Origin of the sequence: Nocardioides sp. URHA0020 (assembly GCF_000620705.1) — a bacterium.
Classification (GTDB): domain Bacteria; phylum Actinomycetota; class Actinomycetes; order Propionibacteriales; family Nocardioidaceae; genus Nocardioides.
The window spans coordinates 272,822-294,038 of record NZ_KK211166.1 but is presented as its reverse complement, the minus strand read 5'-3'; the positions used below and the strand labels follow the sequence as shown (position 1 = coordinate 294,038).

Here is a 21,217-nt window from a genome sequence, read left to right as displayed (position 1 = left end):
AAGTTGGTGAAGTGCCTGAGGAGTACGCCGCGGCGGCGGGTCAGAGCACCGAGCGGTAGACGTCCACGGTGTGCTCGGCGATCGCGCCCCAGCTGAACGACGCGATGGCGCGCGACCGCCCGGCCCGGCCCATCTCGGCGGCGCGCTCGGGGTCCGAGACAACCTGGATCAGCGCCTCGGCGAAGTCGGCGACGTACTGGTCCGGGTCCAGGGGGGTGCCGGTGCCGTCGGAGGCCTGCAGGATCGGCACCAGCCGACCGGTCTCGCCGTGGACGACGACCTCCGGGATGCCGCCGGTCGCGGTCGCGACGACGGCGGTCTCGCAGGCCATCGCCTCGAGGTTGACGATGCCGAGCGGCTCATAGATCGAGGGGCACGCGAAGACGGTCGCGGCCGTCAGCAGCGCCACGACGTCGGGCCGAGGGAGCATCTCGGCGATCCAGACGACACCGTCCCGGCCGGCCCGGAGGCTCGCGACCAGGCCCTCGACCTCGGCCATGATCTCGGGGGTGTCCGGCGCGCCCGCGCACAGCACGACCTGGACCTCGGGCGGCAGCTCGGCGCACGCGCGCAGGAAGAGCGGCAGGCCCTTCTGCCGGGTGATCCGGCCGACGAACACCACCGACGGTCGGTCCGGGTCGACGCCCAGCTCGCGGACCCGGTCGGGGTCGACGATCGGCGACCAGTCGGCCGTGTCGATGCCGTTGTGGACCACGTGCACCCGGGCCGGGTCGACCGAGGGGTACGACGCCAGGACGTCGTCGCGCATCGCGGCCGACACCGCGATCACGGCCGCGGCGGCCTCGTACGAGGTCTTCTCGACGTACGACGAGATCGCGTACCCGCCGCCGAGCTGCTCGGCCTTCCACGGGCGCAGCGGCTCGAGGGAGTGCGCGGAGACGACGTGCGGGACGCCGTGCAGCAGCGAGGCGAGGTGGCCGGCGAAGTTGGCGTACCAGGTGTGCGAGTGCACCAGCTCGGTGCCCGCGCAGCCGTCGGCGATCGCCAGGTCGACGCCGAGCGTGCGCAGCGCGGCGTTGGCGCCCGACAGCTCGCTGAGATCGGCGTACGACGAGGTGAGCGGTTCGTCGCGGACGGCGCCGAACGCGTGGACACGGGCCTCCACGTCGGACCGCGCGCGCAGCGCCCGGACCAGCTCGGCAACGTGCACGCCGGCGCCGCCGTACACCTCGGGGGGATATTCACGGGACAGCACGTCTACTCGCACGATGTCGAACCTACTCGTCGCGGACTACCTTGGGTCCATGGCACTCAGCTCCCGGAAGAAGGTCCTCGCGATCGTGCTGGCGGGAGGTGAGGGCAAGCGGCTGATGCCGCTGACGGCGGACCGAGCCAAGCCGGCGGTGCCGTTCGCCGGCATCTACCGCCTGATCGACTTCGCGCTGTCCAACGTCGTCAACAGCGGATACCTGCAGGTGGTCGTGCTGACGCAGTACAAGTCGCACAGCCTCGACCGTCACGTCACGCAGACCTGGCGGATGTCGACCATGCTCGGCAACTACGTGACGCCCGTGCCGGCGCAGCAGCGGGTCGGCAAGCACTGGTACCTCGGTAGCGCCGACGCGATCTACCAGTCGCTCAACCTGATCAAGGACGAGAAGCCCGACATCGTCGTGGTCGTGGGCGCCGACCACGTCTACCGGATGGACTTCCACCAGATGGTGAAGGCCCACGTCGCCAGCGGTGCGGCGTGCACGGTCGCCGCGATCCGGCAGCCGATCGAGATGGCCGACCAGTTCGGCGTGATCGACGTGCACCCGGACGACCCGTCCAAGATCCGCGACTTCCTGGAGAAGCCGACCAACCCGGTGGGTCTGCCGGACAGCCCCGGCGAGGTGCTCGCGTCGATGGGCAACTATGTCTTCGACGCCGACGCGCTGGTCGAGGCGGTCACCCGCGACGCGACCGAGATCGGCTCCAAGCACGACATGGGCGGCGACATCGTGCCGTCGTTCGTACGCCGCCAGCAGGCAGCCGTCTACGACTACATCAACAACGACGTGCCCGGCTCGACCGACCGCGACCGCGGCTACTGGCGAGACGTCGGGACGCTGTCGTCGTTCTACGACGCCCACATGGACGTCGTCTCGCCGCTGCCGGTCTTCAACCTCTACAACTTCAAGTGGCCGATCTACACCTTCTACGGCCCGCAGCCGCCGGCCAAGCTGGTCAAGGGCGCTGCAGGCGAGCAGGCCCTCGTCGACGAGGCCGTGCTCTCGCCCGGCGTCGTGGTGACCGGGGGCACCGTGCAGAGCTCGGTGCTGTCGCCGGCCGTGCGGGTCGGTCCCGGGGCCGAGGTGGTCGGATCCGTGCTCATGAGTGGCGTCCAGATCGGCGCCGGCGCGGTCGTGCACCGGGCGATCCTGGACAAGAACGTGGTCGTCCCCGCCGGCGCGAGCGTCGGCGTCGACCCCGAGGCCGACCGGGCGCGCGGGTTCGTGGTGGAGGACGGGCTCACCGTGATGGGGAAGGACCAGGCGTTTCCTGCGTGAGTCGGTGAGGAGGTTTCACCGCTTAGCCGGTGAAACTGCGGGTTCCGCGACAGAACTTCGTCCAAGAACCCGGAGTTTCCCACCGCAACCCCTCCTCAGATGACCCCCGCCGCGCGGGCGGCCGCGCCGTACGCGACCGCCAGCGTGTGAACGGTCTCGTGCGCGTTCAGGCCGCTCGGGTTGGGCACGACCCAGAGCTCGGCGCCCTCGAACGGCTCCGGCTGCCGGCCCGGCGTCGCCTGGCGGGCGCCGAAGGCGGTGCGGTACGCCGTGATGCCGGCGATGGCGACCACGCGCGGCGTCGTACGCCGCACCGTCTCGGCCAGCTGGAGCCCACCGGCGCGGAGCTCGTCGTCAGTGAGCTCGGCGGCCCGGGCGGTGGCTCGGCGGACGATGTTGGTGATGCCGATGCCCCGGGCGCGCAGCCGGTCGCGGTCGCTGTCGGTCATGCCGGCGGACGGGCTGATCGGCTCGGTGATGATGCCGGCCTCGAGCAGCGCGGGGTAGAAGCGGTTGCCCGGGTGCGCGAAGTGGGTCCGGGTCGCGGCGGTCCAGAGCCCGGGGTTGATCCCGACGAAGAGCAGCCGCAGGTCGGGGCCGACCAGGTCGGGCACCTCGGCGTCGCGGAAGGACTCGAGCTCGGCGCGGGTGAAGCGGGGCACCCGCGCAGCCTGCCACGGGAACCCTCGCGCACTGGATATCGTCCCAGTGTCATGCGCCGCACTCTCGGGTCCCTGCTGCTCCTGCTCGCCGTCGCCGGTTGCGGCCCCGAGCCCGCTTCCGACGCACCGGAGTCGGCCCCGTCGACCCCGTCGACCCTGACCCAGGTGGCGCTGCTGTCGGCCACGGCCGCGGGAGGAGTCGTCACGACCACGCCGACGCGGCTGCCGGACCCTGCCGCCGTACGTCGGTACGCGGCCGGGTTCCGTGGCGACGAGCTCGAGCGGGAGGTCGTGGCCGCCGCCGCGGCGGCGGACGTGCCGGCGGGGCAGCAGCTGGCGGCCGCAGTGGTCTCCATCGGCTGCGAGGTGCCCACCGAGGTGGTGGCCGACGGCTCGGGGGACGAGCTGGCGCTGCGGGCCGAGCTGCCGCCCTCGACCAAGGAGTGCCTCGCCGCCGTGACCACGGTCGCGCTGGTGCTGCTGCCGGCGTAGCTCGTCCTCCCCTAGGCTCGATCGCGTGGGCGAGGCAGCGAACGTCTTCATCGAGGGCGACAACCTCGACGTGCTGCCCACGCTCCCGGCGCTGCTGGGCCGCGCGGTCGACCTGGTCTACATCGACCCGCCGTACAACACCGGCAACGACTTCGCCTACGTCGACGACTTCCGCGAGGACGGCTCGCGTCGCAGCCGGCACCAGGCCTGGGTGGCGATGATGCGCCCGCGGCTGCTCGCCGCGCGGGAGGTCCTCGCGGAGACCGGGGCCATCTGCGTCAGCATCGACGACAACGAGGTCGCCTACCTGCGGCTGCTGATGGACGACGTGTACGGCGAGGACAACCTGCTCGCCCAGGTCGTGGTCAACCTCAACCCCAAGGGCCGTCAGCTCGGCCGCGGTTTCGCCACCAACCACGAGTACGTCCTGGTCTACGCCCGGGACGCTCGTCGTACGGTGCTCGACGCGAGCAGCTCCGACGGCGTCGACGAGCGCGACTTCAACCTCACCACGCCCGACGGTCGGCGCTACCGGCTGCTGCCGCTGCGCAACACCAACAAGAAGTTCAACCCGGTCACCGCGCGCACCCTGCACTTCTCGGTGTGGGGCGATCCGGCGACCGGGCGGGTCAGCACGACGCCGTACGACGGCGCGGTCGAGATCGAGCCCGTCTTCGGAGACGGTCGGCCGGCGGTCTGGCGGTGGAGCCGGCCGCTGATCGACGCGCGGCCCGACGACCTGGTGTGCCGCGTGGTCAAGGGCCGCACCGGCGACCGCGTCGACGTCTACCAGCGCGACTGGCTGCTGCGCGACACCCCCGGCGGGCGCCGCAAGAAGCTGCGCACCATCTGGCTCGCCGAGGAGGTCGGCTCGACCGACACCGCGGTCGCCGAGCTCAAGGAGCTGGTCGGCCACGTCTTCGAGTCGCCGAAGCCGACCGGCCTGGTCCGCCGGATCCTCGGCACCATGCCCGACGACGCGCTGGTGGTGGACTTCTTCGCGGGCAGCGGTACGACGGGGCACGCGGTCGCCCTCCAGAACGCCGCCGACGGTGGCTCGCGCCGGTGCGTCAGCATCAACTCCGCCGAGCCCACCCGCGAGGGCTCCAACGCCCGCAACGCCGGCCTGCTGAGCGTCGCGGACATCACCCGGGCGCGGCTCCAGGCCGTCGCCGACACCGTCGGCGGCGGCTACGAGGAGCGGTAGGCCAGTCGGTCGAGCACCGCACGCAGCGGCGGCCAGCGCTCGCGCCCGCGCCGCGTCACGGCGTACGCCCGCATCGTGACCCGTGGCTCGGTCAGCGGCAGGACGCGGACCCCGCGACGCGAGGCCCGTCCGTGCGGCAGCAGCGCGACACCGCGCCCGGCGACGATCAGGTCGTCGACCAGCTCGAGCGCGTCGATGCGGTGCACGACGCGCGGGCTGAAGCCGGCCATCGACGCGAGCGTGCGCAGCACCTCCTCGTCGGCGGTGTTGCGGGAGTTCACGACCCAGTCGCGGTCGGCGTACGACGCGAAGGGGGCTGGTCGCTCGCGCGCCGGCACCCCCAGCCCCCAGTCGACGTGCCAGAGCTCGACCGCCTCGTGGTCGCTGCGCCAGGACAGCGGGGCGAGGTTGTAGTCGTAGGTCAGGGCCAGGTCGATGTCGTCGCGGGCGAGCAGGTCGAAGGCCTCCTGCGGCTCGTGCTCGTGCACCCGCACCTCGACGGCCGGATGGGTCCGCGCCAGGTCGTCCATCGCCGGCAGCAGCGAGCGTCGGACCGCGCTGGCGAAGCCGGCGACCCGCACCACGCCGGCGGGCTCGGCCGCCGGATCGAGGTCGAGGCGTGCGGCCTCGACCGACGCGAGGATGGTGACCGCGTGCTCGGCCAGCCGTCGCCCGGCGGGGGTGAGCCGCACCCGGCGGCCGTCGGGCTCGAGCAGCGGCGTCCCGACCTCCTTCGCCAGCGCGGCGATGCCCTGGGAGACGGCCGACGTCGTGGTGCCCAGCTCGGCCGCGACCTCGTGCATCGACCCGAGCCGGGAGAGCTCGAGCAGCAGCCGCAGGCGGCGTACGTCCATCCAGCCATTGTTCGCGGTCGCTGAACGGTATGTCCAGCAGAGTCACGTGGACGCGAACGGTCGAGGCGGGGTCCACTGGTCGGCATGAGGAACGAGTCCCGCATCGGCGCCGGCATGGCGGTCGCCTCGATGCTGTGCGTCCAGCTGGGCCTGGCGGTGTCCGTCGGCCTGATCGACCGGATCGGTGCCGAGGGAGCAGCCTGGCTGCGGCTCTTCTGGGCGGGCGTGCTGATGCTGGTGATCGTGCGGCCGCGCCGCTCGCACTTCTCCCGCACGGCCCTGCGGTACGGCGTCGCGCTCGGTGTCGTGACGGCCGGCGTCACGATGCTCTTCATGGCCGCGGTCGAGCGGCTGCCGCTGGGCACGGCGAGTGCCCTGGAGTTCCTCGGCCCGCTCGGGGTCGCGGTGCTCCGCGGCGGGGCTGGCACGAGGACCTGGCCGGTCCTGGCCGGGGCCGGCGTCCTGCTGCTCACGCAGCCGTGGAGCGGGGGCGCCGACCCGGTCGGGGTCGCCTTCGCGCTGGCGGCCGCGTGCTGCTGGGCGGCGTACATCCTGCTCACCCAGCGGGTCGGCGACGAGGTCACCGGCATCGGCGGTCTCGCGATCTCGATGCCGGTCGCCGCGCTGACCGCGACCGTGGTCGCAGGTCCCGGGGTGCTGGACCGGATCACGCCCGAGCTGTTCCTGCTCGGCATCGGGCTGGCGGTCCTGCTGCCCGTCGTGCCGTTCACCCTCGAGCTGCTGGCACTGCGGCGGCTGGACGCGGGTGCGTTCGGCACCCTGATGGCCCTGGAGCCGGCGTTCGCGATGCTGATCGGGCTGGTCGCGCTCGGCCAGGTGCCCGACGTCCTCGCCGTCGCCGGGATCGGCCTCGTGGTCGCCGCCGGCATCGGCGCCGAGCGCGGCGGTGCCCGGGCGGTCTCAGGCCCCGACGGCCCGCTCGAGCGCGACGAGCTCGCGGTCGAGGTGGCTCAGTAGCCGCTGCAGGTGCGGCACCGTGCGCCGGCAGCCGGTCAGGCCGAAGCCGATGTTGCCGTCGTACGAGATGCAGGTGATGTTGAGCGCCATGCCGTTGATCGGGATCGACAGCGGGTAGTGGCCGACCATCTTGGCGCCGTTCCAGTACTGCGTGGTGCGCGGGCCCGGGACGTTGCTGATGATCAGGTTGTACGGCGGCCGCACCAGGCCCGACATCCGGAGCATGGGCGCGGCGATCGCGGGCGCCTGGCCGAGCGCGCTCATCGCCATGATCTGGATCGGGGTCATCGTCGAGAGCGCTTCTTTGCCGTCGACCATTGCCGTGTGGATCGCCGCGAGCCGATCGGCCGGGTCCGCGAGGTCGGTGCCGAGCTGGACCATCACCGACCCGACCGCGTTGCCGCCGTCCGTCGATGCGAGCTGGGACTCCTTCGCCTTGAGGCCGATCGGCACCATCGCGACGAGCGGCGCGTCCGGGAGGGCGTCGAGCTCGAGGAGGTAGCGGCGTACGGCGCCGCCGCACATCGCCAGCACGACGTCGTTGATCGTGGCCCCGGTGGCCGCACCGACGGCGCGCAGGCGCTCGATCGACCAGTCCTGGGCGGCGAACCGCCGCGAGCCGGTGATCTTCTGGTTGAAGATCGTGCGGGGCGCGTGCAGCGAGAGCGCGGAGGTCTCGTTGCGCACGCTCTTGGTGAGCGTCTTGATCAGGGCCCCGGGCATCCCCGCCGCCTCGGCGGTGATCCCGAGCGCCGAGCGCAGGGCTTGGGTGGGGATCTCGGCCAGGCCGGACTCAGTGTCGGTGGTGACGGGCCGCTGGCGGCCCCGTCGGGTGCGGGCGTCCCACGGGGGCGGCATCTCCCGCAGGTCCGGGTCGCCGCTAAGGGTGCTCTGCACCAGTCGCATCGCGGAGATGCCGTCCACGAGGGAGTGGTGGACCTTCGTGTAGAGCGCGACCCGGCCGTCGCGCAGGCCCTCGATGACGTGGGCCTCCCACATGGGCCGCTCCCAGGCGAGCCGGGTCCCGTGCAGCCGGCTGCTCAGGTCGAGGAGCTCGCGGATCCGTCCCGGGTTGGGCAGCGCGCTGTGCCGGATGTGGTGGTCGATGTCGAACTGCTCGTCCTCGACCCACACCAGCTGTCCGGCGGTCGAGAGCGAGCGGTGCGGCCGCTTGAGGAAGAGCGGCGCGATCTCCTCGACGTCGCGCATCGACTCGTACATCTCGCGGCCGTAACCGCGGCCCGCCCCCTCGGGCTTCTCGAAGAGCTGCAGCCCACCGACGTGCATCGGCATGCTGCGGTTCTCGACGAGGAGGAACGACGCTCCGGTCGGGTCGATCAGTGAGACCACGGTGCGCCTTCTCTACGAGTGATGTCGGCCACACGCAGCGTACGGGTCAGTGCTTCTTCTTGCCCGACTTGCCCGACTTCCCGGCCTTCGCGGGCTTCCCCGCCTTCGCGGGCTTCCCCGGGTGCTTCGTGGTCGACGGGGCCGGCGTGGCCTGCTGGGTGGCGGGCTTCGTGGCAGGCTTCGCGGCGGGCTTGGTGGCGGGCTTGGTGGCGGGCTTGGTGGCGGGCTTGGTGGTGCTCTTCGTGGCGACCGAGGGCGTGGACGTGGCGACGGTCAGCGCGACCGTCGAGCCGACGCGGAGTCGACCGTCGGTGCCGACGGCGACCACGGTGCCCGGGTCGGCGGACGACGGCCGGGTCCGGCGGACCGGGGTCAGGCCCAGACGCTGGACGGTGCGCGCGGACGCGGCGTACGTCGTGCCGACGAGGTCGTCGCCGTCCAGGTCCACCATGCCCGTGGCCACCCGGACGACCACCGTGGCGGGGGCGGAACCGGTGTAGACGCCGGCAGCCGGGGACTGGCGCAGCACCGTGCCGCGCGCGGACGGTCCGTCAGCGGCACGGCGTACGACGCGGAACCCGGCTGCCTCCAGCTCGTGGGAGGCCTCGGCGAACTGCTCGCCGCGGACGGAGGGCACGACGAGGTCGGCGGCCCCTGCAGGCGGCGTGGCGCCACCGCCGCGGATCACGAGCAGCACGCTGCCGAGGGTGAGGACGAGCGCGGCCGCGACGCCCAGCGCGGCCAGGCGGCGACGGTCCCACGACCGACCGATCGACCGACGGGGCGCGGCGACGGTGGGCGCCGGCACGGCCACGGTCTCGTCGTCGAGCGCGGCGACCTGGCGGACCACCTCGGTCGCCGTGGGGCGGTCGGCGGGGTCCGCCGACATCATCCGGCCGACCAGCGACCGCAGGGGTGCGGGCACGCCGGCGTCCAGGTCGGGGACCTCGTCCTGGAGTCGGGCCAGCAGCGTGGCGGTCTGGGTCTCCCGGCGGAAGGGGGAGGTGGCGCTGAGGCACTGGTGGGCGACGATCCCGAGCGCGTAGATGTCGGAGGCGGGCCGGGCCCGCTGTCCGCGCACCTGCTCCGGGCTGAGGTAGTCGGCCGACCCGATGATCGTGCCGGTCTCGGTCAACGGCTCGGCGTTGTCGGAGTGGGCCACCCCGAAGTCGACGAGCACGGCGCGACCGGACGGCGTCACCAGGATGTTCGACGGCTTCAGGTCGCGGTGCACGATCCCGGCCGCGTGCGCGACGCCGAGGGCTCGGGCGATGTCGTCGAGCAGGGCGGCGACCGTCGCGGCCGACTGCGGCCCCTGCTCGCGCAGGACGTCCGACAGCGACGTGCCCTCGACGTACTGCATCACGACGTACGGCGTCGGACCGTCAGCACCGGGCGCCTCGCCGTAGTCGTAGACCTGGACGATGCCGGGGTGCTGGAGGGCGCCGGCGAACCTGGCCTCGGCGCGGAGCCTGGCCCGCATGACCTCGTCGACCTCGCGTCCCGGGTGGAGGAGCTTGATCGCGACCCTGCGGTCGAGGCGGGTGTCGTGGGCGAGGTGGACCGTCCCCATCCCGCCGGAGCCGATCCGGTCGGCCAGGAGGTACCTGCCGTCGAGCAGGTCGCCGGGCGCACGGGGGTTCACGGGGGTCGGGTACCCACCCCTCGCTGGGCGGATGCACTTCCACGAGCCGCATTTCGTGCACAGCGACGGCCGGGACCCGGTCGTCCACAGCGGCCCGATCGCGTCCTCCCCGGCGTCCCCGCTCGCTCCTAGCGTCGGTCACGCACCGGAACTCGCCGGTGCCCGACCTCTCGGGAGCATCCATGAGGAACCTGATCGTCCTGGTCGTCGCGGCGGTGGTCACCGCCGTCGGCTGCGGTCTCGGCGTCGCCGCCGTCGCCGGCCACCGGGCGCCGCCCGGCAGCACCGTCGTCGCGGTGACCGGTGACGCCGCCAACGGCTTCGAGATCCAGCACTACGACGGCACCTCCGACTACCCACCCACGGACTCGGAGGCGCGCGCCGAGTGCAACGAGTACGAGCGACGGGTCGACCGGGTGCGCTGCCGGGCCGAGGTCCGCACCTGGTACCGCGACCTCGCCGTCCTCAAGCGGGCGCTGCGCTGGGCGCACGGGCGGTAGCCCGGACGGTCGCCGACGTCATGACAGGATCGCGGCCATGGAGGCCGGACCGCTCGATCGGATGTGGGATCGCGGGCGTACGTCGGCCCGGTCCCGGGTCGCGCGCTGGCGGTCGAAGTGGTGGCAGATCGGGCAGTGTGCCGTGGCCGCCGGGGTGGCGTGGCTCATCGCCGCCGACCTCTTCGGCCACACGACCCCCTTCTTCGCCCCGGTCGCCGCCGTGGTCGCGCTCGGGACGTCGTACGGCCAGCGGCTGCGGCGCGTCGTCGAGGTCACCATCGGGGTCGCGGTCGGGGTCTTCCTGGCCGACCTGCTGGTCGCGGGGCTCGGGTCGGGGTGGTGGCAGATCGCCCTGATCGTGGCGCTGTCGATGACGGCGGCGTTCCTGCTCGACAGCGGTCAGCTGCTGGTCACGCAGGCGGCGGTGCAGTCGATCGTGGTCGCTGCCCTGGTGCCGGACCCGGGCGCGGCGTTCACCCGCTGGACCGACGCGGTCATCGGCGGCGCGGTCGCGCTGCTCGCGGCGACGGCGGTCCCGGCCGCGCCGCTGCGTCGGCCCCGGGAGCAGGCGTCGGTGGTGATGCGCAAGGTCGCGGGCCTGCTGCGGGCCGCCGGGGAGGTCATGGGGGACGGTGAGGTCGAGCGGGCGCTCGACCTGCTGGCCGATGCCCGGTCGACCGACTACCTGATCCGCGAGCTGCAGGCGGCCGCCGACGAGGGCCTGTCGGTCGTCGCGTCCTCGCCGTTCCGTGTTCGCCACCGCGGCGACCTGCGCAAGATGTCGGAGCTGGTCGACCCGCTCGACCGGGCGCTGCGCAGCACCCGGGTGCTGGTGCGGCAGACGGCCGTCGCGGCGTACCACCGCCGGCCGGTCCCGTCGTCCTACGCCCGCCTGGTGCTCGACCTCGCGGCCGCGGCCGAGATGGCGGCGGCCGAGCTCGCGGCCGACCGGATGGCGATCGCCTCGCAGGTCCCGCTGCTCGCCGTCGGCGAGGCCACCGGTCGGGTCGAGCGCACCGAGGTGCTCGCCGCGGAGGCGGTCCTGGCGCAGGTGCGCTCGGTGGTCGTGGACCTGCTGATGGTCTCCGGGCTCGGGCAGCTGGAGGCCACGGACGCACTGCCGCCGCCACCACGATGAGCCCTCGCTGGGTGCTGCACGTGGACCTCGACCAGTTCCTGGCCGCGGTCGAGGTGCTGCGGCACCCCGAGCTGGCGGGGCTCCCGGTGGTCGTGGGCGGACGGGGCGACCCGACCGAGCGCGGGGTCGTGTCGACGGCGTCGTACGAGGCCCGCGCCTTCGGCGTGGGGTCGGGGATGCCGCTGCGGGTGGCCGCTCGGAAGTGTCCGGACGCGGTCTTCCTCCCCGTCGATCGCGAGGTGTACGACGCGGCCTCGGCCGAGGTGATGGCGACGCTGCGGTCGCTGACCTGGGGCGGCGTGCCGGTGGTGCTCGAGGTGCTGGGCTGGGACGAGGCCTTCCTGGCCGCCGGGCCCGAGCACGGCGAGCTCGGTGACCCCCGGGCGTACGCCGCACAGATCCACGACGCGGTGCTGTCCGCGACCGGGCTGCACTGCTCGGTCGGCATCGGCGACAACAAGCTGCGCGCCAAGATCGCGACGGACTTCGGCAAGCCCCGCGGGATCTGGCAGCTGACGGCGGAGAACTGGGACGAGGTGATGGGCGAGCGCCCCACGACGGCGCTGTGGGGGATCGGCAGCAAGACGGCCAAGCGGCTGGGCGCGCTCGGCATCGACACCGTCGACCAGCTCGCGCGCTCCGACGCCCGCGAGCTGGCTGCCGAGATCGGGCCCACGACCGGGCCGTGGCTCCACCAGCTCGGTCGGGGCGAGGACGCCAGCCCGGTGGACGCCACGCCCTGGGTGCCGCGGGCGCACGGGCGGGAGGAGACGTTCCAGACCGACCTGGACGACTGGGCCGAGGTCGCGGCCGCCGTCCGCCGCATCACCCGTCGCGCGGTCGCCGACATCGACGACGAGGGCCGACCGGCGGCTCGGGTGGGCCTGAAGATCCGGCTCAAGCCGTTCATCACCCTGACCCGCAGCCTGACGCTGCCCGAGCCGACCAACGATCCGGACGTGCTGGCGGACGCGGCCGTCTCGTTGCTCGAGCGGGTCGACCACGACCGCGCCGTGCGCCTGCTCGGCGTGCGGCTGGAGATGGTGCCGCCCGAGGGCGGCTACTGAAGGCTCGAGCGCAGCTCGCGGACGACCGAGTCGACGACGGCGACCAGGTCGTTGTCGTGCTCGGCGGCGACGGCTCGCTGGCGCTGGTACGACGCCCCGCGCCGCGGCACCTCGAGCACCGAGGCGAGCTCGGCGGAGCAGCCGAGCCGCTCGGCCACCGGCGCGAGGCGCTCGACCAGGTCGGTCAGGTCGTCGGTGACCAGCCGCTCGTGGGAGGCGGCGTCGGTGATGATGATCGCGTCGAGGCCGTAGCGCGCGGCGCGCCACTTGTTCTCCTGCACGTGCCACGGCGGCAGCGTGGGCAGCTCCTCGCCGGCGGCCAGCCGGGCGTCGAGGTCGACGACGAGGCAGTGGGTCAGGGCCGTGAGTGCGGCCAGCTCGGTCAGCGTGGAGACGCCGTCGCAGATCCGGTTCTCGATGGTGCCCAGGTGTGCGGCGGGCCGGACGTCCCACCGGATCTCGTTCTGCTCGTCGATGACGCCGGTCGTCATCTGGTCCTGCACGAAGGACTCGTACTCCGCCCAGGTCGCGAACTGGAAGGGCAGCCCGGCGGTCGGCAGCTGCTGGAACATCAGCGCCCGGTTGGACGCGTAGCCGGTGTCGACGCCGGCCCAGACCGGCGAGGAGGCGGACAGCGCCTGCAGGTGCGGGTGGTAGTTGAGCAGGGCCGACAGCACCGGCATCACCCGCTCCTGCACCGGCAGGCCGACGTGGACGTGCACGCCCCAGATCAGCATCTGCCGCCCCCACCACTGGGTGCGGTTGATCAGCTCCTCGTAGCGGTGGCCCTCCGAGAGCTGCTGCACGGTCCACGACGCGAACGGGTGGGTGCCCGCGCCGTAGAGGTCGATGTCGAGCTCGTCGCCGGCCGGCACCACCGCCTCCAGGGTGCCGCGGACGTCGTCCATCGCCTCGCCGACGGTGTGGCAGATCCCGCTGACCACCTCGACGGTGTTGCGCAGCAGCTCCTTGTGCAGCTTGCCCGGGTCGGCCAGGCGCGGCTTCGCCCGTGCGAAGAGGTGCGTGGCGTCGTTGCGCAGGTCGCGGGTACGCCGGTCGACCAGCGCCAGCTCCCACTCGACGCCGAGCGTCGGCTCGGGGGACCCGTGGAAGTCGATGCGCACCCGTACAGCGTTCCACAGCTCAGCCGTCGAGCAGATCTCCCAGGCGGGTGAGCCACCGCGTCGCGCTGCCGTCGTACGGCGCCGCCTCGTCGACGACCGCCGCGTGCACCCGGCCGCAGGAGCTCAGGGCGCCCCGGGTCACCTCCTCGGGGTAGCCGTAGCGGACCCGGTGCTCGGCGAACTCGTCCTCGTCGTCGATCCAGATCCGGCCCGTCGGCCCGCAGACGACGTCGAGGTCGAGGTCGACGGCGCGCACCACGGCGCCGTCCCAGCGCGGGGGCGTGGTGATGTCGACGTAGACCCGCAGCGGTCCGCCGACGTCGTGGAAGGTCGCCAGCCACCCGCGCGCGTCGTCCGGCCCGGGCGGCGGGACCAGGCCCACCTGCTTGGTCTCCGCGACGTACGTCGCCCCCGGTCGGGTCATCCGGGTCCCCGCGGGGATGCCCAGCCAGTCGCCGTGGTCGTCGCGACCGAGGTACGTCGCCGCGAACTCCCAGTGCGGCCGGTCGCCCCACTTGGTCATCTCGACACGGACGGCGTCGCCGGGGCTGGGATGTGCCACGTGCGCTGTCTACCAGACGGCTGCGACGATGGCGCCCATGACGGAGGAGCGCGAGATCAACCTGACTCTCGACTTCTGCCTCCGCATCGGCGAGCTGCTGCTCTCCTCGGGCGCCGGCGCGGCGGACGTCACCGCGGCGATGCAGTCGCTGTCGTGGCAGTTCGGGGCGCGCAACCCCGAGGTCGACGTCACCTTCACCCAGCTGTCGATGAGCTACCAGGCCGACCCCGAGGAGCCGGCGTTCGTGCTGATCAGGCACGTCAAGCACCGCGACATCGACTACGAGGACCTCACGCTGGTCGACCACCTGACGCGCGACGTGCTCAACGGTGACTGCGACCTCAAGGAGGCCCGGACCCGGCTGGCCCGGATCGTCTCCTCGGGCCACCTCCTGCCCCGCTGGGCGGTGAGCCTCGGCTGGGGCGTGATGTGCGCCGGCGTGGGCCTGCAGCTCGGCGGCGACGTGGCCGTCGTCGCGATCGCCCTCGTCGCGGCCGTCTGCATCGACCGACTGCAGCTGGTGATGTCGCGGCGCCGGCTGCCCGCGTTCTACCGCCAGGTCGCCGGGGGTGGGGTCGCCACCGTGATCGCGGTGCTGGCGGCGGCGAGCCCCCTGGACCTCGACCCGTCGCTCGTCGTCACCGCCAACATCGTGATGCTGCTGGCCGGCATCGGCTTCATGGGTGCGCTCCAGGACGCCCTGACCGGCTTCTACGTCACCGCCACCGCGCGTCTCACCGAGGCGCTGCTCGCGACCGCGGGCATCATCGCGGGGGTCAGCGGCGGCCTGACCTTCGGCGAGGTGATCGGCGTCGACGTCGGTCGTCTCGACCCCGGCGTCGGAGCGGACCTCAAGGGGGTCCCGGTGATGGCGCTCGGTGCCGCCATCTGCGCGGCGGGCTTCGCGTTCGCGTCGTACGCCCCACGACGCAGCTTCCTGCCGATCGGCCTGATCGCCGCCGCCGCGATGGCCATCTCGCAGTCCATCAGCGTCGGCGGGTTCGGACGCACCTGGCCGACCGCGCTCGCCGCGGTCTTCGTCGGGTTCATCAGCTACGGCCTCGCCGCCCGGTTGCGGATCCCGCCGCTGGTCATCGTGGTCTCGGCCGTCGTCCCCCTGCTGCCGGGACTCTCGATCTACCGCGGCCTGAGCCTGCTGGCCGAGGGCGGGGAGGCCACCTCGGAGGGACTGCTCGCCCTGATCACCGCGGCCTCGGTCGCGATCGCGCTGTCCTCCGGCGTGATCCTGGGCGAGTACGTCGCCCAGCCCCTCGACCGCGAGGCCCGCCGGCTCGAGAGCCGGTTGGCCGGTCCGCGACTCGTCGGCCCGCTGCGGTCGCGGCCGCACCGCCCGCGGCGGACCCTCCGGGCCGACCGGGCCGACCCGGCCGACGGGGCAGCCCGGCGCGCGCGGGCCAAGCCCCGGTCCTCGGACGCGAGCTAGACGATCTTGGTGGGCGCCAGCTTCTTCGCCCGGTTGGCGAAGACCTCCTGGTAGCGCGAGCCGAGCAGCTTCGCGATGTGGTGCACCGCGTGCGCGTCGATCCCGACCAGCACGCGGGCCTTGTCGGTCTCGACGCCCTTGAGGATGATCTCGGCGGCGCGCTCGGGGGTCATCCGCGCCAGGTTCTTGTCGAAGAACGCCGCGCTCTCGGCGCCGTCCTCCTTGTCGGAGTAGCGGGCGTTGCGCGCGATCGCGGTCTTGATGCCGCCGGGGTGCACGACGGTCACGCCGACGCGGTGACCGGCCACCAGCATCTCCTCGCGGACCGCCTCGGAGAGCCCGCGGACGGCGTACTTCGCGGCGTTGTACATGCTCTGCCCCGGCATCGAGACCAGCCCGAAGAGCGACGAGATGTTGACCAGGTGCCCCTCGCCGGAGGCGATCAGGTGCGGCAGGAACTCCTTGGTGCCGTGCACGACGCCCCAGAAGTTGATGCCCATGATCCAGTCCATGTCGGGGTACTCGAGGTCGACCAGGTCGCCCGCCAGCGCCACGCCGGCGTTGTTGACGACCAGGTTGACGCGGCCGAAGTGCTCGACGACGAGTGCGGCGTACGCCGTGAACGCGGCGCGGTCGGCCACGTCGAGGTGGTCGGAGCGCACTTCGCGCGCCCCGGCGTTCTTGACCAGGTCGACGGTCTCGGCGAGTCCGGCGTCGTCGACGTCGGAGAGCGCCAGTCGCGCGCCCTTGCCGGCGAGGTCGAGCGCCAGCGCCCGGCCGATGCCGGAGCCGGCGCCGGTGATCACGGCGACCTTGCCGTCGAAGCTCTTCATGCGGGGACATCCTCTCGGGAGGGGGTGGTCGTGGGGCGACGTACGTCGTAGGCGTCGGGGTCGAAGGCGGCCAGCTGGCGCCGGAAGGTGATCGTCGACTTGGGCCACAGGGTGGTGTTGCGGCCGTGCTCGTCGAGGTACCAGCTCGAGCAGCCGCCGCGGGTCCAGACGGTGCGCCTCATCCGGCGCTGGAGGTCGGAGTTCCAGCGCCGCAGCGCCTGGGGTCGCGGCTCGACCGAGGCCCAGCCGCGCGAGCGCATCGTGCGGATCGCGTCGCGCACGTAGGCGACCTGCGACTCGATGATGAAGACCATGCTGGTGTGGCCCTGGCCGGTGTTGGGCCCGACCAGCATGAAGAGGTTGGGGAAGCCCGGCACGGTGGTGCCCTTGTACGCCGCCATGCCCCTCTCGCGCCAGACCGCGCCGAGGGTGCGGCCCTCGCTGCCGGTGATGTGGTCCGTGACCGGCAGCTCGGTCGTGTAGAACCCGGTCGCCACGACCAGCACGTCCACGGGTCGCTCGACGCCGTCGGCCGTGACGACCCCGGTCTCGGTGATGCGTGCGATCGGGTCCGTGACGAGCTCGGTGCTGTCCGCCGCGAGCGCCGGGTAGTAGGTGTTGGACCGCAGCACCCGCTTGCAGCCGAACTCGAAGTACGGCGTCACCTTCTCGCGCAGCGCCGGGTCCGTGATGCCGCGGTGGATGTTGGCGATCGCGGTCTTCTTCGCCGGTGCGGCGATCTTGGGCTCGATCGTGAACGCCGGCACGTAGCCCTCGTGGGCCCAGTAGATGCCGGTCCGGTAGAGCCGGCCGAGCGCGGGCACCGTGCGCAGGAGGCGGCGCTCGAGGGCGCCGTACGTCCGGTCGTTGCGCGGGATCACCCAGGGCGCGGTGCGCTGGTAGACGTCGAGGTGGCTCGCCACCGCCTGCAGCTCGGGCACGATCTGGATCGCCGAGGCGCCGGTGCCGATGACGGCGATCCGCTTGCCGGTCAGGTCCACGGAGTGGTCCCAGCGCGAGGAGTGGAAGAGCGCGCCCCCGAAGGTGCCGATGCCCTCGATGTCGGGCAGCCTCGGCTCGGACAGGCCGCCCGCACCGAGGATCAGCGTCGTGGCGGTCAGGGTGCGCGACCCGCCGGGACCGGTGATCCGCACGGTCCACCGGCCGGCGGCCCCGTCCCAGGAGGCGTCGTCGAAGGTGGTGTCGAAGACGAAGCGGTCGAGCGTGCCGGACCTTGCGGCGACCCCGCGGATGTAGTCCTGGATCTCCGGGCCGGGGGAGTAGGAGCTGCTCCACTCCGGGTTGGGCGCGAAGGAGAACGAGTAGAGCTGGCTCGGGACGTCGCAGGCGGCGCCGGGGTAGGTGTTGTCACGCCAGGTGCCGCCGACGTCCGGTCCCTTCTCGACGACGAGGAAGTCGCGCTCGCCGTCCTCCTGGAGCTTGATCGCGGCGCACAGTCCTGCGAACCCGGCGCCGACGATGAGATGGTCGACGTGCTCGCCGACCTCCGGTGGAGTCATGCGCCGACCGTACTTCCGTTATTGAACGACCGTCAATAGAGTGAGGACCATGACGACCACCCCCCGCACCCGGTTGTCGCCCGAACAGCGCCGCGAGCAGCTGCTCGACCTCGGCGTACGACTCCTGGCGCACCGGTCCCTCGAGGAGCTGTCGATCGACCTGCTCGCCGAGGAGGCCGGGATCTCGCGGGGTCTGCTGTACCACTACTTCGGTAGCAAGCAGGCCTTCCACGAGGCCGTCGTACGCCGAGCGGCCGACGACCTCATCGCGCAGACCGCGCCGCCGGCCGACGGTGAGCCGCTGGTGCGGATGATGGCCGCGGTGACGGCGTACGTCGACTACGTGATCGCCAACCACGAGGGGTACGTCTCCCTGGTGAAGGCCGCGGCCGGGGGCAACGAGAGCCTGCGGGCGATCTACGAGGAGTCGCGAGCGGCCCTCAACGACCGGCTCTTCCGGCAGGAGGGGCAGGGCGAGATCCTCCCGGACACCCCGGCCTCCCGGCTGGTGGTGCGCGGGTGGTCCGCGATGGCCGAGGAGCTCGTGCTGTCCTGGATCGACGAGCCCCGGGGCGTCAGTCGCGACCAGCTGCTCGAGATCGTGGCCATCTCGCTGCCGGCCGTGATCGGGATCATCCCGGAAGGCTGACGTCCACGGTCGTGTCGCCGGGCGCCGACCGCAGCGTGACCCGGCCGTGGTGGGCCGAGACGATCGCGTCGACGAGGGCCAGGCCGAGGCCGACCCCCACCTCCTGACCGCGCGTGCGTGCGGCGTCGCCGCGGGCGAACCGCTCGAAGGCGTGCTCGACCAGGTCGGGCGGGAAGCCCGGCCCGTCGTCGTGGACGGAGAAGCCGGTGCGCCGCACGGTCACGGTCACCGTCGTACCGGCGGGGGTGTACTTGCGGGCGTTGGTCAGCAGGTTGGTCACCACCTGGTGCAGCCGCAGCTCGTCGCCGGTCACGAGGGCGGGGGAGTCGACCAGGTCGTCGGGCAGCTCCACCCGCCACCGGTGGTCGGCGTCGATCACGCGGGCGTCGGAGACCGCCTCGACCAGGAGCCGGGTCAGGTCGACCGGCTCGCGCTCGAGCGGCCGGCCGGCGTCGAGACGGGCCAGCAGGAGCAGGTCCTCGACCAGGGAGGTCATCCGGTCCGACTCCTCCTCGACCTTGTCGAGCGCGGTGCCGAGCATTCCCGGGTCGTCGGGTCGCTGCCGGGCGAGCTCGGTGTAGCCGGCGATCGTCGCCAGCGGGGTCCGCAGCTCGTGGGAGGCGTCCGCGACGAACTGCCGCACCTGCTGCTCGCTGCGGTGCCGGGCGGCCAGGGAGGTCTCGACGTGCTCGAGCAGGGTGTTGAGGGCCGAGCCCACCTGGCCGACCTCGGTGCGCTCGTCGGTGAGGTGGTCGGGGACCCGCTCGGCGAGGTCGATCTCGCCCTCGGCCAGCGGCAGCTCGGACACCGCGTGCGCCGTGGCGGCCACCTCTCGCAGCGGCCGCAGCTGGCGGCGTACGACGACCAGCGCGGCACCGCCACCGGCGAGCACAGCGACGAGCCCGAACAGCACCTCGAGCCACCAGAGCGTGGACAGCGCGTCGTCGATGTCGCCGGTCGGGAGGCCGACGGCGAGGGTCCCGTCGGACAGGTCCGCGGCCACGACCCGGTAGCTCCCGAGGCCGGGGATGTCGACGCTGTGCACGTCGCCGTCGGCGGGGACCCGGTCGAGCGCGGCCGTGGCCTTCTCGGGCAGGGCCTGCGCCTTGGGCCGACCGGACTCGTCGTCCTCGACGACGCTCGAGGACGCCGTGTCGCCGGTCGGGAAGACCCCGGTCACGGTGCCGACCTCGTTCCCGAGGCCGGGGCCGCGCGGGCCCCGCAGCATGCGTGACAGGTTGTCCTGCACCTGGTGGTCGAGCTGGTCGGTGAGGTAGTTGCGCATCGCCGCGGTGGTCGCGACGCCGATCAGCGTGGTCGCGACGAGGATCAGCGCGACGGTCGTCAGCACCAGCCGGGCGGTCAGCGACCGGAACCGGTCACGGAGCCTCGTCACGACGCCGGCTTGAGCACGTACCCGGCGCCGCGCATGGTGTGGATCATCGGCTCGTGCCCGGCGTCGATCTTCTTGCGCAGGTAGGAGATGTAGAGCTCGACGACGTTGGCCTGGCCGCCGAAGTCGTAGTTCCAGACACGGTCGAGGATCTGCGCCTTGCTGAGCACCCGGCGCGGGTTGCGCATGAGGAAGCGCAGCAGCTCGAACTCGGTCGCGGTCAGCGTGACGTCCTGCCCCCCGCGGCGTACCTCGTGGCTGTCCTCGTCGAGCTCGAGGTCACCCACGGTCAGGACCGAGGTGGTCGCGGCCTGCTGGGCGCCGGCGCGCCGCATCAGGGCGCGGAGGCGGGCCACCAGCTCCTCCAGCGAGAAGGGCTTGGTGACGTAGTCGTCGCCGCCGGCGGTCAGCCCGGCGATCCGGTCCTCGACGGCGTCGCGTGCGGTGAGGAAGACGACCGGGAGGTCGGGCTGCGCCGCGCGCATCCGGCGGAGGACCTCCAGGCCGTCGAAGTCCGGGAGCATCATGTCGAGCACGACGGCGTCCGGCTTCATCTCCTTGGCCGCGGCGACCGCCTTGGAGCCGGTGTGCGCGGCGCGCACCTCCCAGCCCTCGTAGCGCAGCGCCATCGACACCAGCTCCGCGATGTTCACCTCGTCGTCGACGACGAGCACGCGCAGGGGGGTGCCGTCGGGTCGGGTCAGCTCCATGACGGACACCTTGCCGACCGTACCTGTGCCTCTCCTGTGAGCGCCCTGTGCTGCGTTCACGACCTGCTCATCGCCCGTCCACAGGCTCAGCACAGGTGTCGTCGCGACCCTCGCACCATGAGCAGCCAGAGTGACCAGACCGTGACCGTCCCGGCCGACGGTCCGCCGCCCCCGCCGTACGTCGAGGCACCGATCGCCCCGCCGAAGCAGCCGCGGGTGCGCCGTACCCTCGCCCTCCCCATCGTGGCCGCCATCGCCGCCGCCACCCTGCTGATCGGCGGCCTCGCCGGCGGCATCATCGGGTACGCCGTGCACTCCGACGGCCCCGACAACGGCTTCCGCCAGGGCGGCCCCGGCCAGCGCTTCCAGCAGGGTGGCCCGGGCAACAACGTCCCCCAGCCCCCGAGCGGCCAGCAGGGCAGCGACAGCTGACGCTGCTCGACCACCGGCGGCGTACGGCATCGCCGGTGGTTGAGGTGTGAGGGCCGCCAGGCCCGAGCCTCGAAACCTCCGCAGCGTGGGCAGGGCGTTGTTCGCGGGTGGGTTGCGGGGGTCTCGACGACGCTCAGGCGCCAG

21 protein-coding genes are annotated in these 21,217 nt (G+C 72.8%); 10 read left to right on the top strand and 11 right to left on the bottom strand.

Annotated features, from left to right (window positions below; all coding sequences use genetic code 11):
* Positions 1-40 precede the first annotated feature (40 nt).
* Positions 41-1,228, bottom strand: coding sequence for a glycogen synthase (glgA, locus tag N542_RS0105835; RefSeq protein WP_028643122.1), 1,188 nt, complete (start codon positions 1,226-1,228; stop codon positions 41-43).
* A gap of 37 nt (positions 1,229-1,265) precedes the next feature.
* Between glgA and glgC the strand changes: the two genes are divergently transcribed.
* Complete coding sequence (glgC, locus tag N542_RS0105830) at positions 1,266-2,513, top strand: glucose-1-phosphate adenylyltransferase (protein WP_028643121.1); 1,248 nt, start codon at positions 1,266-1,268, stop codon at positions 2,511-2,513.
* Positions 2,514-2,608: 95 nt separating this feature from the next.
* Here glgC and N542_RS0105825 read toward each other — a convergent pair whose 3' ends face one another.
* Positions 2,609-3,175 (bottom strand): mismatch-specific DNA-glycosylase, encoded by a 567-nt coding sequence (locus N542_RS0105825; RefSeq protein WP_028643120.1) that lies wholly within the window; start codon positions 3,173-3,175, stop codon positions 2,609-2,611.
* A 51-nt stretch (positions 3,176-3,226) separates the two neighbouring features.
* Here N542_RS0105825 and N542_RS0105820 point away from each other — a divergent pair, with 51 nt between their 5' ends.
* A complete protein-coding gene (locus tag N542_RS0105820; RefSeq protein WP_028643119.1) occupies positions 3,227-3,667 on the top strand; it encodes a hypothetical protein in 441 nt (146 codons plus the stop codon).
* A 25-nt stretch (positions 3,668-3,692) separates the two neighbouring features.
* Complete coding sequence (locus N542_RS0105815) at positions 3,693-4,874, top strand: site-specific DNA-methyltransferase (protein ID WP_028643118.1); 1,182 nt, start codon at positions 3,693-3,695, stop codon at positions 4,872-4,874.
* Here the strand turns inward: N542_RS0105815 and N542_RS0105810 are convergent.
* Positions 4,859-5,728: a LysR family transcriptional regulator gene (locus N542_RS0105810; protein WP_028643117.1), complete on the bottom strand. Its 870-nt coding sequence runs from the start codon at positions 5,726-5,728 to the stop codon at positions 4,859-4,861. The two genes, N542_RS0105815 and N542_RS0105810, sit on opposite strands and share 16 nt — an antisense overlap.
* 84 nt (positions 5,729-5,812) lie before the next feature.
* Between N542_RS0105810 and N542_RS0105805 the strand changes: the two genes are divergently transcribed.
* Entirely contained in the window at positions 5,813-6,706 is an 894-nt protein-coding gene (locus N542_RS0105805) for an EamA family transporter (RefSeq protein ID WP_028643116.1), read from the top strand.
* On the opposite strand, the gene N542_RS0105800 is transcribed toward N542_RS0105805, so the two are convergent.
* Together N542_RS0105800 and N542_RS26445 are read right to left on the bottom strand one after the other, a co-directional pair.
* On the bottom strand, positions 6,650-8,056 hold the full coding sequence (locus tag N542_RS0105800; protein WP_028643115.1) for a WS/DGAT/MGAT family O-acyltransferase: 1,407 nt from the start codon (positions 8,054-8,056) through the stop codon (positions 6,650-6,652). The two genes, N542_RS0105805 and N542_RS0105800, sit on opposite strands and share 57 nt — an antisense overlap.
* A gap of 46 nt (positions 8,057-8,102) precedes the next feature.
* Entirely contained in the window at positions 8,103-9,701 is a 1,599-nt protein-coding gene (locus tag N542_RS26445; protein ID WP_051551433.1) for a protein kinase domain-containing protein, read from the bottom strand.
* Positions 9,702-9,883: 182 nt separating this feature from the next.
* On the opposite strand from N542_RS26445, the gene N542_RS0105790 reads away from it, so the two are divergent.
* From N542_RS0105790 to N542_RS0105780, 3 genes are read left to right on the top strand one after another with little or no spacing between them, the layout of a single operon-like run.
* Positions 9,884-10,201 carry a hypothetical protein gene (locus tag N542_RS0105790; protein WP_028643114.1) on the top strand — a complete coding sequence of 106 codons (318 nt, stop codon included), beginning with the start codon at positions 9,884-9,886 and terminating at the stop codon, positions 10,199-10,201.
* A 37-nt stretch (positions 10,202-10,238) separates the two neighbouring features.
* Positions 10,239-11,339, top strand: coding sequence for an FUSC family protein (locus tag N542_RS0105785; protein ID WP_028643113.1), 1,101 nt, complete (start codon positions 10,239-10,241; stop codon positions 11,337-11,339).
* On the top strand, positions 11,336-12,406 hold the full coding sequence (locus N542_RS0105780; protein WP_028643112.1) for a DNA polymerase IV: 1,071 nt from the start codon (positions 11,336-11,338) through the stop codon (positions 12,404-12,406). Before N542_RS0105785 ends, N542_RS0105780 begins: the two co-directional genes overlap by 4 nt.
* Here the strand turns inward: N542_RS0105780 and N542_RS0105775 are convergent.
* Positions 12,400-13,530, bottom strand: coding sequence for a glutamate--cysteine ligase (locus tag N542_RS0105775; protein ID WP_028643111.1), 1,131 nt, complete (start codon positions 13,528-13,530; stop codon positions 12,400-12,402). The genes N542_RS0105780 and N542_RS0105775 overlap by 7 nt on opposite strands.
* A 19-nt stretch (positions 13,531-13,549) precedes the next feature.
* On the bottom strand, positions 13,550-14,092 hold the full coding sequence (locus tag N542_RS0105770; RefSeq protein WP_028643110.1) for a DUF402 domain-containing protein: 543 nt from the start codon (positions 14,090-14,092) through the stop codon (positions 13,550-13,552).
* 37 nt (positions 14,093-14,129) lie between these two features.
* Between N542_RS0105770 and N542_RS23595 the strand changes: the two genes are divergently transcribed.
* Positions 14,130-15,536, top strand: a complete 1,407-nt coding sequence (locus N542_RS23595) for a threonine/serine ThrE exporter family protein (protein WP_081795035.1) — start codon at positions 14,130-14,132, stop codon at positions 15,534-15,536.
* Here N542_RS23595 and N542_RS0105760 read toward each other — a convergent pair.
* Positions 15,533-16,369 (bottom strand): SDR family NAD(P)-dependent oxidoreductase, encoded by an 837-nt coding sequence (locus N542_RS0105760; RefSeq protein WP_028643109.1) that lies wholly within the window; start codon positions 16,367-16,369, stop codon positions 15,533-15,535. The genes N542_RS23595 and N542_RS0105760 overlap by 4 nt on opposite strands.
* Positions 16,366-17,889, bottom strand: coding sequence for a flavin-containing monooxygenase (locus tag N542_RS0105755; RefSeq protein WP_028643108.1), 1,524 nt, complete (start codon positions 17,887-17,889; stop codon positions 16,366-16,368). Before N542_RS0105755 ends, N542_RS0105760 begins: the two co-directional genes overlap by 4 nt.
* Positions 17,890-17,938: 49 nt before the next feature.
* Between N542_RS0105755 and N542_RS0105750 the strand changes: the two genes are divergently transcribed.
* A complete protein-coding gene (locus tag N542_RS0105750) occupies positions 17,939-18,538 on the top strand; it encodes a TetR/AcrR family transcriptional regulator (RefSeq protein ID WP_028643107.1) in 600 nt (199 codons plus the stop codon).
* Here the strand turns inward: N542_RS0105750 and N542_RS0105745 are convergent.
* Together N542_RS0105745 and N542_RS0105740 are read right to left on the bottom strand one after the other, a co-directional pair.
* Positions 18,522-19,934: a sensor histidine kinase gene (locus N542_RS0105745; protein ID WP_028643106.1), complete on the bottom strand. Its 1,413-nt coding sequence runs from the start codon at positions 19,932-19,934 to the stop codon at positions 18,522-18,524. The genes N542_RS0105750 and N542_RS0105745 overlap by 17 nt on opposite strands.
* Positions 19,931-20,641 carry a response regulator transcription factor gene (locus tag N542_RS0105740; RefSeq protein WP_028643105.1) on the bottom strand — a complete coding sequence of 237 codons (711 nt, stop codon included), beginning with the start codon at positions 20,639-20,641 and terminating at the stop codon, positions 19,931-19,933. The genes N542_RS0105745 and N542_RS0105740 overlap by 4 nt, the downstream gene beginning before the upstream one ends.
* 117 nt (positions 20,642-20,758) lie before the next feature.
* On the opposite strand from N542_RS0105740, the gene N542_RS0105735 reads away from it, so the two are divergent.
* Entirely contained in the window at positions 20,759-21,073 is a 315-nt protein-coding gene (locus N542_RS0105735; RefSeq protein ID WP_028643104.1) for a hypothetical protein, read from the top strand.
* The last annotated feature ends 144 nt before the right edge of the window (positions 21,074-21,217 follow it).

Excerpts from the sequence above, each read along its gene's own strand:
- glgC (WP_028643121.1), top strand. The coding sequence starts at position 1,266 with ATGGCACTCAGCTCCCGGAAGAAGGTCCTCGCGATCGTGCTGGCGGGA.
- N542_RS0105820 (WP_028643119.1), top strand. The coding sequence starts at position 3,227 with ATGCGCCGCACTCTCGGGTCCCTGCTGCTCCTGCTCGCCGTCGCCGGT.
- N542_RS0105810 (WP_028643117.1), bottom strand. The coding sequence starts at position 5,728 with ATGGACGTACGCCGCCTGCGGCTGCTGCTCGAGCTCTCCCGGCTCGGG.
- N542_RS0105805 (WP_028643116.1), top strand. The coding sequence starts at position 5,813 with ATGAGGAACGAGTCCCGCATCGGCGCCGGCATGGCGGTCGCCTCGATG.
- N542_RS0105790 (WP_028643114.1), top strand. The coding sequence starts at position 9,884 with ATGAGGAACCTGATCGTCCTGGTCGTCGCGGCGGTGGTCACCGCCGTC.
- N542_RS0105785 (WP_028643113.1), top strand. The coding sequence starts at position 10,239 with ATGGAGGCCGGACCGCTCGATCGGATGTGGGATCGCGGGCGTACGTCG.
- N542_RS0105780 (WP_028643112.1), top strand. The coding sequence starts at position 11,336 with ATGAGCCCTCGCTGGGTGCTGCACGTGGACCTCGACCAGTTCCTGGCC.
- N542_RS23595 (WP_081795035.1), top strand. The coding sequence starts at position 14,130 with ATGACGGAGGAGCGCGAGATCAACCTGACTCTCGACTTCTGCCTCCGC.
- N542_RS0105760 (WP_028643109.1), bottom strand. The coding sequence starts at position 16,369 with ATGAAGAGCTTCGACGGCAAGGTCGCCGTGATCACCGGCGCCGGCTCC.
- N542_RS0105755 (WP_028643108.1), bottom strand. The coding sequence starts at position 17,889 with ATGACTCCACCGGAGGTCGGCGAGCACGTCGACCATCTCATCGTCGGC.
- N542_RS0105750 (WP_028643107.1), top strand. The coding sequence starts at position 17,939 with ATGACGACCACCCCCCGCACCCGGTTGTCGCCCGAACAGCGCCGCGAG.
- N542_RS0105740 (WP_028643105.1), bottom strand. The coding sequence starts at position 20,641 with ATGGAGCTGACCCGACCCGACGGCACCCCCCTGCGCGTGCTCGTCGTC.
- N542_RS0105735 (WP_028643104.1), top strand. The coding sequence starts at position 20,759 with ATGAGCAGCCAGAGTGACCAGACCGTGACCGTCCCGGCCGACGGTCCG.